This is a genomic window from Chryseobacterium sp. CS3K3.1 (genome assembly GCF_059515165.1).
The window spans coordinates 1-16,960 of the sequence record NZ_JCAKRV010000021.1; the positions used below are offsets into that span (position 1 = coordinate 1).

At 37.8% G+C, this 16,960-nt stretch carries 16 protein-coding genes; 11 read left to right on the forward strand and 5 right to left on the reverse strand.

Features of this window, described 5'->3' with window-relative positions:
• Positions 1-106: 106 nt before the first annotated feature.
• Positions 107-916: a DUF4197 domain-containing protein gene (locus AC5YGI_RS17815; RefSeq protein ID WP_496169098.1), complete on the reverse strand. Its 810-nt coding sequence runs from the start codon at positions 914-916 to the stop codon at positions 107-109.
• 232 nt (positions 917-1,148) lie between these two features.
• Here AC5YGI_RS17815 and AC5YGI_RS17820 point away from each other — a divergent pair, with 232 nt between their 5' ends.
• The 6 genes from AC5YGI_RS17820 (at position 1,149) to AC5YGI_RS17845 (ending at position 7,611) form a co-directional block, all read left to right on the forward strand.
• On the forward strand, positions 1,149-3,413 hold the full coding sequence (locus AC5YGI_RS17820; RefSeq protein ID WP_496169100.1) for a glycoside hydrolase family 20 protein: 2,265 nt from the start codon (positions 1,149-1,151) through the stop codon (positions 3,411-3,413).
• Positions 3,414-3,421: 8 nt separating this feature from the next.
• Positions 3,422-4,063: a Crp/Fnr family transcriptional regulator gene (locus AC5YGI_RS17825; protein WP_496169102.1), complete on the forward strand. Its 642-nt coding sequence runs from the start codon at positions 3,422-3,424 to the stop codon at positions 4,061-4,063.
• A gap of 171 nt (positions 4,064-4,234) precedes the next feature.
• Positions 4,235-5,029: a sulfite exporter TauE/SafE family protein gene (locus AC5YGI_RS17830; RefSeq protein ID WP_496169104.1), complete on the forward strand. Its 795-nt coding sequence runs from the start codon at positions 4,235-4,237 to the stop codon at positions 5,027-5,029.
• 82 nt (positions 5,030-5,111) lie between these two features.
• On the forward strand, positions 5,112-6,527 hold the full coding sequence (locus AC5YGI_RS17835) for an MBL fold metallo-hydrolase (RefSeq protein ID WP_496169105.1): 1,416 nt from the start codon (positions 5,112-5,114) through the stop codon (positions 6,525-6,527).
• Positions 6,528-6,531: 4 nt separating this feature from the next.
• Positions 6,532-7,095 (forward strand): YeeE/YedE family protein, encoded by a 564-nt coding sequence (locus AC5YGI_RS17840; RefSeq protein ID WP_454511610.1) that lies wholly within the window; start codon positions 6,532-6,534, stop codon positions 7,093-7,095.
• 27 nt (positions 7,096-7,122) lie between these two features.
• Positions 7,123-7,611, forward strand: a complete 489-nt coding sequence (locus AC5YGI_RS17845; RefSeq protein WP_446106371.1) for a DUF6691 family protein — start codon at positions 7,123-7,125, stop codon at positions 7,609-7,611.
• A gap of 59 nt (positions 7,612-7,670) precedes the next feature.
• Here AC5YGI_RS17845 and AC5YGI_RS17850 read toward each other — a convergent pair whose 3' ends face one another.
• From AC5YGI_RS17850 to AC5YGI_RS17865, 4 genes are all read right to left on the reverse strand, one after another.
• On the reverse strand, positions 7,671-9,050 hold the full coding sequence (locus AC5YGI_RS17850) for a TolC family protein (RefSeq protein WP_496169107.1): 1,380 nt from the start codon (positions 9,048-9,050) through the stop codon (positions 7,671-7,673).
• A gap of 22 nt (positions 9,051-9,072) precedes the next feature.
• On the reverse strand, positions 9,073-10,230 hold the full coding sequence (locus AC5YGI_RS17855; protein WP_496169109.1) for an HlyD family secretion protein: 1,158 nt from the start codon (positions 10,228-10,230) through the stop codon (positions 9,073-9,075).
• 5 nt (positions 10,231-10,235) lie between these two features.
• Positions 10,236-10,601, reverse strand: coding sequence for a DUF3302 domain-containing protein (locus tag AC5YGI_RS17860; RefSeq protein ID WP_330745704.1), 366 nt, complete (start codon positions 10,599-10,601; stop codon positions 10,236-10,238).
• A gap of 226 nt (positions 10,602-10,827) precedes the next feature.
• On the reverse strand, positions 10,828-11,406 hold the full coding sequence (locus tag AC5YGI_RS17865) for a Crp/Fnr family transcriptional regulator (RefSeq protein ID WP_496169111.1): 579 nt from the start codon (positions 11,404-11,406) through the stop codon (positions 10,828-10,830).
• Between the two features lie 148 nt (positions 11,407-11,554).
• Here AC5YGI_RS17865 and AC5YGI_RS17870 point away from each other — a divergent pair, with 148 nt between their 5' ends.
• The 5 genes from AC5YGI_RS17870 to AC5YGI_RS17890 all read left to right on the forward strand — a co-directional run bounded on the left by AC5YGI_RS17870 (position 11,555) and on the right by AC5YGI_RS17890 (position 16,950).
• On the forward strand, positions 11,555-12,550 hold the full coding sequence (locus AC5YGI_RS17870) for an isoaspartyl peptidase/L-asparaginase family protein (protein WP_496169112.1): 996 nt from the start codon (positions 11,555-11,557) through the stop codon (positions 12,548-12,550).
• Positions 12,551-12,633: 83 nt separating this feature from the next.
• Positions 12,634-13,194 carry a hypothetical protein gene (locus tag AC5YGI_RS17875; RefSeq protein ID WP_330745707.1) on the forward strand — a complete coding sequence of 187 codons (561 nt, stop codon included), beginning with the start codon at positions 12,634-12,636 and terminating at the stop codon, positions 13,192-13,194.
• Between the two features lie 14 nt (positions 13,195-13,208).
• Positions 13,209-13,871, forward strand: a complete 663-nt coding sequence (locus AC5YGI_RS17880; RefSeq protein ID WP_330745708.1) for a copper homeostasis protein CutC — start codon at positions 13,209-13,211, stop codon at positions 13,869-13,871.
• A gap of 231 nt (positions 13,872-14,102) precedes the next feature.
• On the forward strand, positions 14,103-14,489 hold the full coding sequence (locus tag AC5YGI_RS17885; protein WP_496169113.1) for a GxxExxY protein: 387 nt from the start codon (positions 14,103-14,105) through the stop codon (positions 14,487-14,489).
• Positions 14,482-16,950 (forward strand): beta-mannosidase, encoded by a 2,469-nt coding sequence (locus AC5YGI_RS17890; protein WP_496169114.1) that lies wholly within the window; start codon positions 14,482-14,484, stop codon positions 16,948-16,950. The genes AC5YGI_RS17885 and AC5YGI_RS17890 overlap by 8 nt, the downstream gene beginning before the upstream one ends.
• Positions 16,951-16,960: the final 10 nt, after the last annotated feature.

Below are 16,960 nucleotides of genomic sequence, written 5' to 3' on the forward strand. Positions count from 1 at the left end.
ATCCAGGTCTTGAATTTTTGTTTCTTTTGTTTCAAGACAAAAGAAATTAAACATAAAAAAGCTGTTTCATCATGAAACAGCTTTTATATATTTAGTCTAATCTTATTTATCTCCCATCCTGAGCTCCAAACACCTTCTGTAAAATACTCGTAGTTCTCATGGCAGGTGTATTTCTGATCCCGCTTTCTTTATCTGCTACCATTTTGAAAACTCCATTGATAGTTTCTGTAGTAACATATTCATTAAGATCTGTGGTAACAGCCTGTCCGGTAAACGTATTATACTTTGAAATCAGGTTTTTCCAAAGCGTATCAGCACCTACCTTACCTAAAGAAGCTTTTACTTTAGGCTGAAAGGCATTGAACAGCTGAGTCTGGGTTTTTCCCTGCAGATAGTTGGTTGCAGCATTATTACTCCCTAATAAAATGTTTTTAGCATCCGTAATCGTCATAGAAGTAATCGCGTTTGTAAAAATAGGAGCAGCCTCTGTTACGGCATCCTCAGCAGCTCTGTTTAATAATTTTACCCCTTCATCCGCAAGGCTTCCCATCCCGATTGAACGTAGGGTAGTATCAATTTTTCTTAATTTTTCAGGCATTAAAATCTTTACGGCCTCATTCTTGAAAAAACCATCGGTTACTGCCAGCTTTTTTACACCATCCGTTACGCCCATACTTAAAGCTTCTTTTAATCCTGTGGAAATCTGACTGGAAGTAAGGTTTCCAATATTGGCCGAAGAATTACCGGAGGTGGTAGTGGTAGTCTTAGTAGAAGTTGCTGTACCATTATTTTTTACCGGAACATTAAGATCTACACCCGTTTTGTCTTTAACCGTAGATTTTATAATATCAAAAATTTGTGCATGAGCTGATAAAGAAAATAATAAAGCGGCTGCCAGAAAAATGTTTTTTTTCATCTTATTTTTTTACAAATTTAAACCTTTAATTTTTTTAAGTCGACTAAATTGAACAAAAAACAAACCATAATAAACCGTATTTTATAGAATAATTTCTAGACAGAATGATTTAAAAGCTGTAAATACTTCATCTTATAGGGATCCCAATCCATGAGGTCTTTAATTTGTTTTAAAAAAAGGCCCAAAGAGTTTTGAAAAATAATTATCTTAGCTCAAACCTTAACCACATCCAATGATACGGACTTTTTTAGTACTTTTTGTATTGATTTCAAACGTGATTTTTGCCCAGAATAAATTAAACCTAATTCCTTATCCTCAAAAAGTTCAACTTTTACAGGGAGAATTTGTAATCCCAAAAACTTTCGTACTAAGCGGTAACCTGCCAAAAGAGGAAACAGAATATTTCAAAAAGAGAATAGGTTCTCAGGTAGAATTTCAATATGCTCAAAAGGGTGGTAATATTCATTTAACGAACTCTATAATTCCTCAGGCACCAGGAACAGATGCTGAACAGAAAAAGGAGTATTATTCATTAGAAATTTCTCCAAAACAGATCCATATAAAGTCTTACACTAAACAAGGATACTTTCTGGCTCTTCAAACTTTGATCCAACTTATTGAACAGTATAAAGAAGGAAAGAATATTCCGGCTATGAAAATCGAAGACCAGCCAAAGTTTGCATGGAGAGGAATGCACCTGGATGTCTGCCGCCACTTTTTCACAGTAGATGAAGTGAAGCAGTATATAGATTATCTGGCAATGTATAAACTGAATACCTTCCACTGGCATTTAACGGATGATCAGGGGTGGAGAATTGAAATCAAAAAATATCCTAAGCTTACTCAGATCGGTTCAAAACGTAAAGAATCCATGATTGGGGCTTATGTGGATAATACTTTTGACGGAAAACCTTACGGTCCTTATTTTTATACACAGGAACAAATAAAAGACGTGGTGAAATATGCTCAGGACAGACATATTACCGTGGTTCCGGAAATTGAAATGCCTGGGCATGCTTTGGCAGCATTATCGGCATATCCTGAACTGGCATGTACCAAAGGTCCTTTTGAACCCGCTACAAAATGGGGTGTCTTTGATGATGTTTTCTGCCCGAAAGATGAAACTTTTACGTTTCTTGAAAATGTTCTGGATGAGGTCATCAAATTATTCCCTTCCCGATACATTCATATTGGTGGTGATGAATGCCCGAAAACAAGATGGAAGGAATGTGCGCACTGCCAGGAACTGATTAAGAAAAATAATTTAAAAGATGAACATGGCTTACAAAGCTATTTTATTCAACGGATTGAAAAACATGTCAACAGCAAAGGCCGAAAAATTATTGGCTGGGACGAAATTTTAGAAGGCGGATTAGCTCCGAATGCGGCCGTAATGAGCTGGACAGGCGTGAACGGAGGTATTGAAGCTGCAAAATCAAAACACTTTGCTGTAATGACTCCCGGTGCCTACTGTTATTTTGACCACTATCAGGGAGACCCACAGTCTGAACCTAATGCTTTTGGAGGATTTACGCCTTTGGAAAAAGTATATTCTTACAATCCTATTCCTTCCGAACTGAATGCAGAACAGAGTAAGTACATCATGGGAGTTCAGGCGAATCTCTGGACAGAATATATTTTAGATTTCAAACAGGTTCAGTATATGATTTTCCCAAGATTAATGGCACTTTCTGAAGTGGGATGGGGAACTTCAGATCCTAAGAACTATAAAGAATTTGAAAACAGAGTGATTAACCAGTTTAAAGTTCTGGATGGTATGAAGGTGAATTATGCGAGAAGCATTTATAACATCACCGGAAAAGTAATTCCTTCCAATAACGGAATTGCTTACGAGCTTTCCACTTCACAGAACTCAAATGGTATCCGATATACACTGGATGGAACAAACCCTTCCATTAATTCTGAGACCTATCAGAATGCCGTTCAGATTCCTAATTCTTTAACACTTAAGTCAGCCTATTTTGAAGACGGGCAATTAAAGAGTGCTGTTTCATCACAGCAATTTACGATTTCCAAGACCACAGGAAAAAGCATAACATTGGAGCAGCAACCCAATGAAAATTATTCTTTTGGAGGCGCTTTCACTCTGGTGGATGGAATTATCGGAAATGTAAAACAGCTGGGTAAAACGTGGCTGGGCTTTCAGGGTAAAGATGTGGTGGCAACCATAGATTTTGGTCAGAAAACAGCTTTCACAGAAGTGTACTTCAATACCCTTGAGAATAAAGGAAGCTGGATTCATCTGGCTAAATCTGCAAAGATTTTTGTTTCTGATGATAATAAGAATTTCAAATTGATTAAAGAGATCGGTACGCCTGAAATCCAGAAGGCCGGCGGAAAAATCAAAGTGAATGTGGGAACGCAGAATACAAAATACCTGAAAGTAACTATCGAAAATGCAGGTATTATTCCCGCAGGAAATCCCGGAGCAGATTCCAAAGCATGGTTGTTTGTTGATGAAATTGGTGTAAATTAGAATAAAAAATGCAGGACGATACCATACTTTCTTCCGAATTCTCATCATCTCCGGAACTGGTAGAAAAGCTGTATCAGTATGGTACAACGAAAAATTATCATGAAGGTGACATTATTTTAGATGAAAATGCTTCCATCCGTTCCATTCCTATTGTGATGAAAGGAATGCTGAAAGTGATCAGAACTGAAGAAGACGGACGCGAAATTTTATTATACTACATCAAAGCCGGAGAAAGCTGTATCATGTCTTTTCTGGGTGGCATGCACAATGAAAAAAGCATTGTAAAAGCAGAGATAGAAGAGGATGCGGAAATACTTTTCTTACCGGTAGACAAGGTGTCTTTATTCATCAAAGAACATCCGGAATGGCTGGACTATATTTTCAGATTGTACCATAAACGATTTGAAGAACTTTTAGATATCATCAATGCCATTGCTTTCAAAAAAGTAGACGAGAGACTTCTCAACCTGTTGCAGAAAAAATCTGAGCTTACCGGTTCTGAAACCATTCATACAACCCATGAGCAGCTGGCCAATGAGCTGGGAACAGCAAGAGTAGTGGTCTCCAGGCTCCTTAAACAGCTGGAAGAAGACGGAAGACTCAAGCTGGGCAGAAATAAAATCGTGCTCCTGAAAACCCTGAACTCATAAGTTCTCCCTCAATTTAATCGAAGGCACTCATATTCCCCTCCTCCGGAGGGGTGGCAAAAATTCAAAGAATTTTTGACGGGGTGGTCATAGAAAAAATCTTCTTATGTAACAAAAGTAGCTGTAGACTTTCATTCATATTCCCATTTTTGTATCAGAATTATTTGAATAGAAATGGAAATTATAGGATATACAGCGGCCGTTTTAATAGGTATTTCTCTGGGGTTAATCGGAGGAGGAGGTAGTATTCTCACCGTTCCCGTACTCGTTTATCTATTTGGAGTCGATGCTTTTCTGGCCACAGAATATTCGCTCTTTGTAGTGGGAATCAGTAGTTTGGTGGGCTCCGTGTCCTATTTGAAAAAAGGGTTGATTAACTTTAAAGTGGCGCTGATATTCGGAATACCTTCGGTAATTTCGATTTTTCTGACAAGACAATATATTCTTCCTCTGATTCCTGAAGAAATACTTCAAATACACAATTTTACTATTACCAGGAACATTTTTTTATTACTGGTTTTTGCCGGTTTGATGATTCTTGCTTCCTATAAAATGATAAAAAGAAATTCTACAGAAGAACCTTTAGAAAGCATTACGAACAAGAATAGTACTTTTATGGCAGCCGGACAGGGTTCAATAGTTGGTATTTTAACGGGATTGGTAGGAGCAGGGGGCGGTTTTATGATCATTCCGGCATTGGTTAACCTGTTAAGAATTCCCATGAAGATTGCAATAGGGACTTCATTAGCTATTATTTCGCTCAATTCTCTGATCGGCTTTTTTTCTTCTGTAAATCATATGAAAATAGAATGGAAACTTTTGATTTCTATTACGGTCATTGCCATTGCCGGAATTATAATAGGATCGCAATTATCCAAAAGAATTGACGGTAAAAAGCTGAAACCCGCATTCGGGTGGTTTATCCTGATCATGGGTATTTATATTATTACGAAAGAAATCTTCCTTTAATGTTCTTATGTAACAAAAGTAGCTGTACAGGAAAGCAGAAAGCAGGAAATTTGTATCAGATAACAAATCAAAATAAAACAGAATGAAAATAGAACAGATTTATACAGGATGTCTTGCTCAGGGGGCTTACTATATAACCTCAGCCGGAGAAGCCGCTATTATTGATCCTTTAAGAGAAACTCAGCCTTATATCAACAGACTGAAAGAAGATGAAGTAAAATTGAAATATATCTTTGAAACCCATTTTCACGCAGATTTCGTCAGCGGACATCTGGATTTAAGCCATAAAACCGGAGCACCGATTGTTTACGGGCCAACAGCCAATCCCGACTTTAATGCAGTTATTGCAGAAGATGAACAGATATTTGAACTAGGAGATATTAAAATTAAAGTTCTTCATACACCCGGACATACCCTTGAAAGTTCATGTTACCTTTTAATGGATGAAAATGGCAATGAAAAGGCTCTTTTTAGTGGTGATACCTTATTCCTTGGGGATGTTGGCCGTCCAGACCTGGCGCAGAAAGCAGCAAATATGACCCAGGAAGAACTGGCAGGACTTTTATATGATAGTTTGTATCATAAGATTTTGCCTTTAGATGATGATATTATAGTCTATCCAGCTCATGGAGCCGGTTCAGCCTGCGGTAAAAATATGCAGAAAGAAACAGTAGATACTCTGGGAAATCAAAAAAGAACCAATTATGCCCTGAATCAAAAGGACAGACAGAGCTTTATAAAAGAAGTAACGGATGGTCTTTTACCTCCACCAGCGTATTTCGGAATGAATGTGATGATGAATAAAAAAGGGTACAGCAGTTTTGATGAAGTACTTTCAAAAGGATTGCATGCCCTTGCTCCGGAACAGTTTAAAGAAATTGCTGAAGCCTCAGGAGCTTTGATTTTAGATGTAAGATCCAATCGTGAATTTGCCGGAGGTTTTATCCCGCAGTCCATTAATATAGGATTGGATGGCGATTTTGCCCCTTGGGTGGGTGCTTTAATTGCTGATGTCAACCAGCCTATTCTGCTGGTCACTGAAAAAGGAGCTGAAGAAGAAACGGTAACCCGGTTGAGCAGGGTAGGATTTGATCATATTTTAGGTTTTCTGGACGGAGGTTTTGAAAGCTGGAAAACAAGCGGAAAGGAAACTGACTTTGTTAACCGTATCTCTGCAGAACAGTTTGAAACTGAAATCAAAGAGAAAGAAGCAAAAATTATTGATATAAGAAAAGAGAGTGAGTACCATGCAGAACATATTCACGAAGCTTACAGTAAACCTCTGGCCTATATCAATGAATGGATTCATGAGATAGAGCCAGCAGAACATTTCTACATGCATTGTGGAAGCGGCTATAGAAGCACAATGGCAGCGAGTATCCTTCAGGCAAGAGGCTACAGAAACTTTTCAGAAATTGAAGGTGGTTTTAATGCCATTGCCTCCACAAATGTTCCTACAAGTGATTTTGTGTGTCAGACTAAAATTTTAAATAAATAGAAAAATGCTGGAGATTATAAAAGAACCCTGGCCGTGGTATATTGCTGGTCCGTTGATTGGGCTTACTGTGCCTGCCTTATTGATTATGGGAAATAAATCCTTTGGAATCAGTTCCTCACTAAGGCATATCTGTGCAGCCTGTGTTCCGGCCAATGTGAATTTTTTCAGATACGACTGGAAAAAAGAAGCCTGGAATTTATTTTTTGTCCTGGGAATCTTCTTCGGAGGAATGATGACTGCCCATTTTTTGATAAATCCCAATGAAATAACAGTGAATCCTGACCTGAAAGCAGAATTGGCAGGCTACGGAATTACAGATTACAGCAATCTGGTTCCGTTACAACTGATGAATTTCGAAAGCCTGTTGACCCTTAGAGGATTTATCATGATGGTTGTGGGAGGATTTTTGGTAGGCTTCGGAACAAGATATGCGGGCGGATGTACCAGCGGACATGCCATTATGGGGCTTTCCAATCTGCAGTGGCCGTCTTTGGTGGCAACAGTCTGTTTCATGATCGGTGGATTTTTAATGGCAAACTTTGTTCTGCCCATCATTCTTTCCCTATAAATATAATTTTAAAAAGAGAATTACATTATGATCAAAGAAAAAGAACAGGATATACGTCATCAGGATGCTGTTTGTGTGAACGAAAGTAACCTTACTCACCAATGGTATCACAATCTGAAATACCTTGCCGCAGGAATTATTTTTGGAATTATTTTCGTAAAAGCAGAGGTGATCAGCTGGTTCAGAATACAGGAAATGTTCCGCCTGCAGTCTTTCCATATGTACGGAATTATTGGAAGTGCTGTATTGGTAGGAATGATTTCAGTGTGGCTGATTAAAAAATTTAAAATAAAAACAATGTATGGGGAACCTATTACATTGACCCCTAAAAAGTTCAACAAAGGTCAGATCTACGGTGGATTGATTTTTGGTTTTGGCTGGGCGATAACCGGAGCCTGTCCGGGACCTCTTTTTGCTCAGATCGGGACGGGTGCTTTAGCCGTATCTGTTACCTTACTGAGCGCTATTGCCGGAACATGGGTATATGGATATTTCAGAGACAAATTGCCTCATTGATACCTTATAAATTATAAAAAAGACTGCAGATTATTTCTGCAGTCTCCCAAGTATAAAAATTATGAATAAATAAAATTCTCCGCACCTAAAGCCATATAAAGATTAATGCGCTCTATTCTGTACTGAAGTTCCAGATTGATGAGGTTCATTTCATTTTTCAAAAGATCTCTTTGTTTACGGATCAGTACAAAACTGTTGCTGGTACCGACCTTTATTTGTTTCTCGGTAAGAGAAATATTGTTTTTCAGTTCATTGACAGCGTTGGTTGTATAAGCCATCTGTCTTTCAATAGAACGGAGATTAGCTAAAGAAGATTCCACTTCGTTCAATGCATTCAGAACAGCTTTTGAATATTCTTCAACAACCTGTTTTTGCTGGGAATTTTTTACTTCCACATTCTTTTTCAGCTTTCCACCGTTGAATAGCGGAGAAACTAATCCTCCGCCCACTTTTACCAAAGGATTGGAAAATAAAGAATTAATGGATTCCACATTACTTCCGGCACTACCAAGCGAAGAACTGATACTTAATGAGGGAAGTCTTGCTGCTTTAGCTTCCTGTACTTCATAAAAAGCTTTTTCGATCTGGAAATGACTGGCCTGTATGTCTGATCGGTTTTCAAGAAGTTCCAGAGGAAAAGATTCAGGAATACTGCTTTTTACGGAATTAAAGAAATTCTGGGTTGCCAGCTTTCCCTCCGGATACTTTCCGGTAAGAAGCTCCAGAGACCTTCTCGACTGCATATTGGCATTTTTAATCTTTTCAAGATAACCCTGCAGGGAAATAATTTCGGCAGAAATATTGGACACATCGATAGCATTTGCCGTTCCAATTTTCTTTTGAATGATATAGAGCTTTTCCAGGTCTTTGGTCTTCTGAATATAGCTTTCAATCTTATCTTCCTGAATGTTTCCTGCAATATTCAGATAATAAGCTTTGGCAATCATTCCTGCAATAGACTGATGCAGCAGTGTATTCTGATGTTTTGCAGAAAAATAACTGCTGGTGCTGGCCATCTGTGAAGATTTATTTTTACCCCAAAGGTCAATTTCCCAATTGGCTTTTAATGCAAGGCGCTGCACCTGGCTGCCACTGACCAGATTATTCGAAGTGTTGGCCACAGCACTTACGCTCGGATAAAGGTCGCTTCCGGCAATTTCCATCGCCAGCTCAATCTGATTAAGCTTTTCTCTGGCAATAATAAGATCTGCATTGTATAACATTCCTTCTTTAACCAGGGATTCCAGCTGTGGGGTCTTAAGATCATTAATCCAGTCGTAGGAAATTGATTTTGATCCAGCCTTTCTGTCAAAAATCCAGTCATCAGGAATTTGTATATGAGAAGCAATTTCACTCTTTTCTTTAAGCTGATCTATATTTTCCTTCGTAGCCTCTTTATAACCGATGCAGGAGCTTAAGGATCCAGCAAGTATGCTCACTAAAATTAACTTTTTATACATGTTAATGAAGTTTAGGAATCAGGAAGTTGATTTTGCTGTTGATACGCACCATTACTTTTCTGATAAGATGAAGAGGTTTAATGTGGTCAGAATAAATTACCGCAGTTCCTCTTGCTCCCACTGTAAGCTGTTTCTGATTGTCTTCCAGTACAAATTTGGCAATAAGCTTTCCATCGGTTTCCGGCAATTGTCTTGCCGTATCAGGAAGTCCGGCTGTAGAACCATTTCCGCCCAGCATTCCTCCTGCATTATTCATGATCCCCTGGCTGGTAGCATCAATGACATATTCAAGTCTGGCTTTCACCACTTTTCCAGGTTCTGTTTTAAGAGCAAGCTCTACTTCATCTCCTTTTTTTACTGATTCAAGTTCATTCTGAGCAAAAAATCCAATGACTGACTGTTGTTTCTGAATCAGAACAAATGCAGATTTGAAAGGTGCCATAATAGCTCCTTCATTCAGCTGAACATTCGGAATCACACCATCCGTAGGTGCCAGAACAACGGTTTGAGAGAGATTCCATTTGGCCTGTTCCAGCTTAGCCTGGATCTCAGACACTGATGAATTTTCTCCACCATAAGAAGCATTGGATTTTGTTTCCAAAGACTGCTGTTGTGACTGTGCAGCACTGATTCTGGATTGCAGATCACGTGCATTGGTTATCGCCTGTTCAAGATCAAATTTGTTGGCAGCTCCTGCCTGTACAAGCTCCTGATATTGAGATACTCGTCTGTTGGCAAGATCAAGCTGCGACTGTAATGCCGTAATATTTTTTCTGGAGGCCGAAATGTCTGCATCATAAGAATGTACAGTAGCTTTCATACTGCTCAGTTTAGCTTCCAGTGATTTAATTTCCTGTAAATAGGGCTCCCTGTCAAGCATAAATAAAGTATCTCCCTTTTTTACTTCCTGGTTGGTACTTACATATACTTTTTTTACCTTTCCCAAAACCTGGGTAGTGATATCCACACTTCTGTTTCCCACCTTTACATCAGAGGTAATGGGACAGTAATAATTTAAACTCAATATCAAGGCGATAGATCCGAAAATAGGCAGTGAATACACTATTACCTGCGTGGTAAATGTCCACGGGATCAATTTTAATTTTTTAATGAGAAGCCAGCAAATCCCGGCATATATTGCGACTAGTAATTCCAGCATGTCTTTTAATTTTCGATGGGTTTAAATTCTTCTTCAGGTAAATTTGTTTTGTCTGTTTCCTTTTCAGGAGCCGTTTGATTTCCATAATCATAGTTGGCCCAGATTAAGGCAACCGGCCATAAAAGGCCGCCAAAGACCAGTGAAAGAAGGCACATGCTTTTGATAGCGTTCAATTGAGGATGATTTTTCTTTTCTGCTACCTTTTCCGGATAAATATGAACCTTCCAGAAGAGATAAATTCCGGCAACTGGCAATACAACCAGTATTAGCCAGGAAGCTCCATCGGCTATTTTGTCTTCAAGATTGCCTGTAGATGCCTGAGCAAAATTGCATGCCAGTAACAGGCAGAGAATGGTGGTTATTCTTTGCATAAATATATATGGTAATAAAATTTTGACTTAAGAAAATACAGATTCAGATCCCGATGAATATCGGGACAATCACATATTAATCCTGTTAAGATGTAAAGACTATTCTATAAGATGGAATGCTTTGGAGATGATTATATTTTTTTTCATTTGGTTTTTTTAGTGGTGAAGAACAAGTTTTTGACCGGACAAAATTATACTGAATGCAACAATTAAAAATATTCTTAAGTTATTTTTTTCCTTGATTCTTTTTTTTATTGTCGCGGGCAGTAATACGGGAAAGGGAATTGGGAGTGATGCCCAGAAAATTAGCAATGTATTTTCTGTTGGCATTTTGACAGACAAACGGATGGCTGTTCAGAAAATCTTCATAACGGGAAAGCGGCGAGCTCCTGCAGAACTGCTCTGTGCGTGCTGATAAAATGCTGATAATCTGTTTCAACGATTTCAAATACAAATTGTAAATTCCTTTATGCTGAAAGGCAGTCTGCTCAAATTCACCTTTGTTAAAAAGAATAATCTGAGAATCAATCACGGCTTGTATGGTATACTTTTTAGTACCTTCAGCAGAATAAGATTCCGGACTCTCCAGAAAGGCAACCTCTTTTTCTGAGGGCAGAAAAGTATTAATTTCAACTCCGTTTTCATCGTCAAAGAAAAATCTCAAAAGACCATTGGTCAATATAAATAAATAGTTAAACGGCTGACCGGGCTCTAATAGTTTTTCTTTTTTCCGAAGAAGCTTAGGAGTACTGATGCTTACAAGGACCTGGATTTCTTCATCCGATAATTCCTTAAAGCAATCCATTTTTCTAAAGGTTTTAAACATATATATTAATTAAAATAACCATTATAAAAATAATAAAAAATTGCCAAGAAAAATAGTGGGAAAACCATAAGATTTTCAACGGATTTTTTTAAGATATTTGCTTTGTATTAAATAATTCTTACATCCAATGAACAATAACCGAAGAAGTTTTATCAAAAAACTGGGAATTGCAACCGCAGCACTTACCATTAACCCTTTAGAACTAATGGCCGCAGAACGACCTGAAAGTAAAAAAATCATCAATAAACCTATCGTTCTTTCCACCTGGAATTTCGGATTAAAAGCCAATGAAGAAGCATGGACCATCCTTGGAAAAGGAGGGCGAGCTCTGGATGCCGTAGAAAAGGGAGTACGTCTCGTAGAATTAGATCCCAAAGAAAGAAGTGTAGGATATGGAGGCCGTCCGGACAGAGACGGAAGAGTGACGCTGGATGCCTGTATCATGGATGAGAATTATAATATCGGTTCCGTAGCATGTCTGGAACATGTTAAAAACCCGATTTCGGTTGCGAGAGCCGTAATGGAAAAAACACCCCACGTTATGCTGGTTGGGGACGGTGCACTGCAGTTTGCCCTTTCACAAGGTTTTAAAAAAGAGAATCTTCTCACCCCTGAATCAGAAAAAGAATGGAAAGAATGGTTAAAGACCAGCCAATACAAGCCCATTGCCAATATTGAAAACCATGATACCATCGGAATGATCGCTTTGGATGCACAAGGAAATCTTTCCGGAGCCTGTACTACCAGTGGAATGGCTTTCAAAATGCATGGCAGAGTAGGAGATTCCCCAATTATCGGAGCAGGTTTGTTTGTAGATAATGAAGTGGGAGCGGCTACGGCAACAGGTCACGGTGAAGAAGTCATAAGAACGGTAGGAACACATCTTGTAGTTGAATTGATGAGACAAGGCAGAAATCCACAGGAAGCCTGTAAAGAAGCTGTAGAGAGAATTGTAAAAATCAATCAGCGAAGAAACAAAAATCTGAAAGATATTCAGGTAGGTTTTATTGCCATCAATAAACAGGGAGAATATGGGGCTTACTGTATTCAGGATGGATTCAACTTTGCGGTGTACGATCAGAAAGGAAACCGCCTTGAAAAGCCTGAATTTGCTTTGAAATAATTAAAAATTCAATAGGAATGGGCTTCAGTCCATTTAAACAAATAAAAGATACCCATTGGCTTTAGCCAAAACATAAAACAAATATGAAAAGAACGATTATCGCTTCCTTGTTTATGATTATTGCTTGCAAGGAAGAAAAGAAGGAGATAAAAAAAGATGGTGAAATCCAGCCAATAAAAGAAAAAGTAGTTTTGCATAATGAGTCTAATGAAGCTGAAGAAGCCCAAAAATGGCTGGAAAAGAGTATTGTAGATTACTTTAAAGCCGATATCGGAAGTGAAGAAAAGAATATGCGGAAAATCACAACCAAAGACTACTTCGATTATAAAATGGATGCAATGAATGTTGACCTGGATGTAAGCGGAGGCCTTACTGAAAAAGAATTTCAGGATAAATGGAGAACCAGATTTGATGTAAGTAAAGCAGGTGTTGGAGCGGGCTTCCTGATTGCAGCACAGGATTGGGATAAAATTGAAGTTGGAAGCTGTGATTTAGAACTCTCCTCAACAGATGAATATCTCTTCAATGTAGTGCTGACAGATAAAAATGTTAAAGCAGAATATCCATCAGTAATAAGAGTAGTAAAAGAAAACGGTTCTTTTTTGATTGCAGATGTATTGCAGGAAGAACCAAAATCAAATTAAATAGATACAATACAATGTCAAAAATAGAAATAGCTTGTTTTAATCCTGAATCAGCGATTATCGCTTTTGAAAACGGAGCAGACAGAATAGAATTATGTGATGGACTCAGTGAAGGCGGAACGACTCCGGATTTCGAAACGATGAAGAAGCTTCGTGAAAAAATTACAATCCCGATTTTTGTGATGATCCGTCCGAGAGGTGGAGATTTTACGTATTCAGATTCGGAATTTGAACAGATGAAAAATGACCTGGCTCATTTAAAATCATTACATGCAGACGGTTTTGTATTCGGTATTCTGGATGAAAATGATGAGGTTAATATAGAACAGAATAAAGCTTTAGTAGAGTTGGCCGCACCGTTTCCATGTACTTTTCACCGTGCTTTTGACCGTGCTGCAAGCCTGGAAGAATCTCTGGAAAAAGTAATCGAATGTGGTTTTACAACCATTCTTACCTCCGGTCAGAGACCCAATGTATCTGAAGGAAAAGAGAATCTGAAAAAGCTTGTTGAATTATCCAACGGAAGAATAGAAATCCTTGTCGGAGGAGGTCTTCGTTCATCCAATATTGAAGAGATAAGAACCCTTACAAATGCAGGATATTTTCACTCTTCCGCTATTACTGATGGTGGGGCTTTTGCGAATGCGGATGAAGTGGTTGCTCTGAAAAGTAAATAATATTTAGTGATATTATCGTTGTTTATTTAAACGCAAAGTTTAATAGATAAAATGTATGATATATTGAGTGAGCAAAGTATTGCGGCAAAGCCGCTGATTAAGCTTGAAAATAATAGCTTCATCCAATCGATTGAAAATCGATTCCATCTTCGCTTCCTTAAAATATTATAGAGCCAAATATGAAACTTTGCGTTTAAAAACTACACAATAAAAATAAAAACACACAAATGAATGACAGAAAACGAATTATCCTACAAAATAATAGAAGCAGCAATAGAAGTGCATAAGAACTTAGGAGTTGGTCTTTTAGAAAATGCATATGAAACTGCTTTAGTTTATGAATTAAAAATGTTGGGACTCAATATTAAACAACAACTATCTTTACCTTTAAGGTATAAAGAAGTATACATAGAAAATGCATACAGAATTGATTTGATTGTAGAAGATAAAGTTATTGTAGAAGTGAAATCTGTATTGGAGTTACATCCTATTTTTCACTCACAAGTATTGACTTATCTCAAACAGACTAACATAAAATTGGGATTGCTTATTAATTTTAATAATGAACTTATTAAATATGGAATCCATAGAATTGTAAACAAATTTATTGATGAATAGAACTGCCCTTTTTGCTTTACTTTTTATGCAGAATATCCTTTCTGCACAGTTTTCACAAAGAAGCTTGTCTTCGGAGAACTGGCAGTTTAAAAATTCAAAAGACTCAAACTGGTTTCCTGCGAAAGTTCCGGGAACCGTTCATTTGGATTTAATGGATAATAAGATTATTTCTGATCCTTTTAAGGATGAAAATGAAAAGAAAGTACAATGGGTTGAAAATGAAGACTGGGATTACCAGACTGAATTTATGATTTCCTCTCAGGAATTAAGGAATGACAATATCGATCTTGTTTTTAACGGTCTGGATACATTTTCAGAAATTTATCTTAACGGAAAACTGTTAAAGAAAACAGACAATATGTTCCGAAAATGGAATATTCCGGTGAAACAATATTTGAAACCGGGCCATAATACATTGCAGATTAAGTTTACATCCGCTGTGAATACCGGAAAGGAATTAGCCAAAAAAGTTCCGTTCACCCTACCGGAATCACCAAGAAGTTTTGTGAGAAAAGCACAATATCAGTTTGGCTGGGATTGGGGACCAAGATTGGTTACGGCAGGAATTTGGAAAAATGTGCAATTAGAATGCTGGAATAATGCCAAAATTATAACTGTTAAAGATATTCAGAAAAGCACCTCTGGAACTTCTACAGACTTACATTTTGACATAGAAATTTATGCTGAAAATGCAGGAGGCTATACCTTAGATCTTAATAAAATCCACAGAAAAGTATCTCTGAAAAAAGGAATCAATACAGTTTCTGTTCCTTATGAAACAAAAGGGATGAAGCTCTGGCAGCCTAACGGGCGTGGTGAAGCTCATCTTTATGATTTTGAAGTGAAACTATCTAAAGATCAGAAAAATATTGATACTAAAAATATCAGGATAGGCTTAAGGACCGTTGAATTGATTCAAGAAAAAGGTGAAAAGGGAAAATCATTCTATTTTAAAGTGAATGGGCAACCACTGTATATCAAAGGAACCAACTGGATTCCGGGAGACAGCTTTTCACCCAGAATGACCAAAGAAAAATACCGGAAACTGATCAGGGATACCAAAGAAGCCCATATGAATATGATCCGTATCTGGGGCGGAGGTATTTATGAAGATGATGAATTTTACAGAGCCTGTGATGAAAACGGGATACTAGTGTGGCAGGATTTTATGTTTGCGGGAAGCTTTTATCCGGCAGATGAAGCGTTTTTAAACAATGTAAAAGAAGAAGTAAAAGACCAGGTCAACAGACTTCAGAATCATCCGTCCATTGCTTTGTGGTGCGGGAATAATGAAATTGATGAAGCGATTGTCAACTGGGGATATCAGAAACAGTTCAACTATTCAAAAAATGACTCTCTTCAGGTTTGGAAAGACTACAAAAAACTGTTTCATGATGTTATTCCAAACGCATTGGCGGAAAACCTTTCTTCTGATAAAAATATATACTGGCCGAGTTCTCCGTCCATTGGCTGGGGACATAAGGAAAGTCTTACCGAAGGAGATTCTCATTACTGGGGCGTTTGGTGGGGTGAGCAGCCCTTTGAAATTTATAATGAAAAAGTTGGACGATTCATGTCTGAATATGGCTTTCAGGGTACACCAACTCTTGAAACGACAAAATCAATGTTTTCCGGAGTTCCGGATTTAAACCTTCAGAATCCAACGATAAAAGCTCACGAAAAGCACGCCCGTGGCTGGGATATCATTAATGAATATCTGAAGCGTGATTACAAAATTCCAACGGACTTTGTACAATACAACTACGTTTCACAGCTCTTGCAGGCAAGAGGAATGCAGATCGCTATTGAAGCTCACCGCCGTGCAAAACCTTATAATATGGGAACGCTGTATTGGCAGCTGAATGATTGCTGGCCGGTGGTTTCCTGGTCTTCTATTGATTACCTTGGAAACTGGAAATCCTTCCATTATCAGGCGAAAAGAAGCTTTGAACCTGTTTTGGCATCAATAGCGGAAACCGAAAAAAGCTACGACATCTATCTGATAAGCGATCTCTTGAAAGAACTGAAAACAGAGACAAAATTTGAATTGATTGATTTCACAGGAAAAATACTTTGGAAAGCCAGCCAGTCAAATCTTATTAATGCTGATGCAAGCAAGAAAGTACGAAGTATCAGTAAATTGGATTTGTCTCAGTTTAATCTGTCTGAAGCCGTTTTGAAGATTAGCTCCGAAAAGGATGCAAAATTTCAAAAACTGTTCTTCTTTAGTAAACCAAAAGATCTGAAACTCTTACAACCTGATATTAAAATAAGAAAAATATCACCCACGGAAATTGAAATCTCAACAGATAAGCTGGCTAAGGACATTTATTTAATCGGTGATACTCATTTCAGTGATAATTTCTTTGACCTTCTTCCAGGAACTTCAAAAAAAATTACCCTTTCAAAACCTTTGGAAAAGGTAGAATTAATGAGCCTTTGGGATGTGATGAAAGATTAATATCTATTTT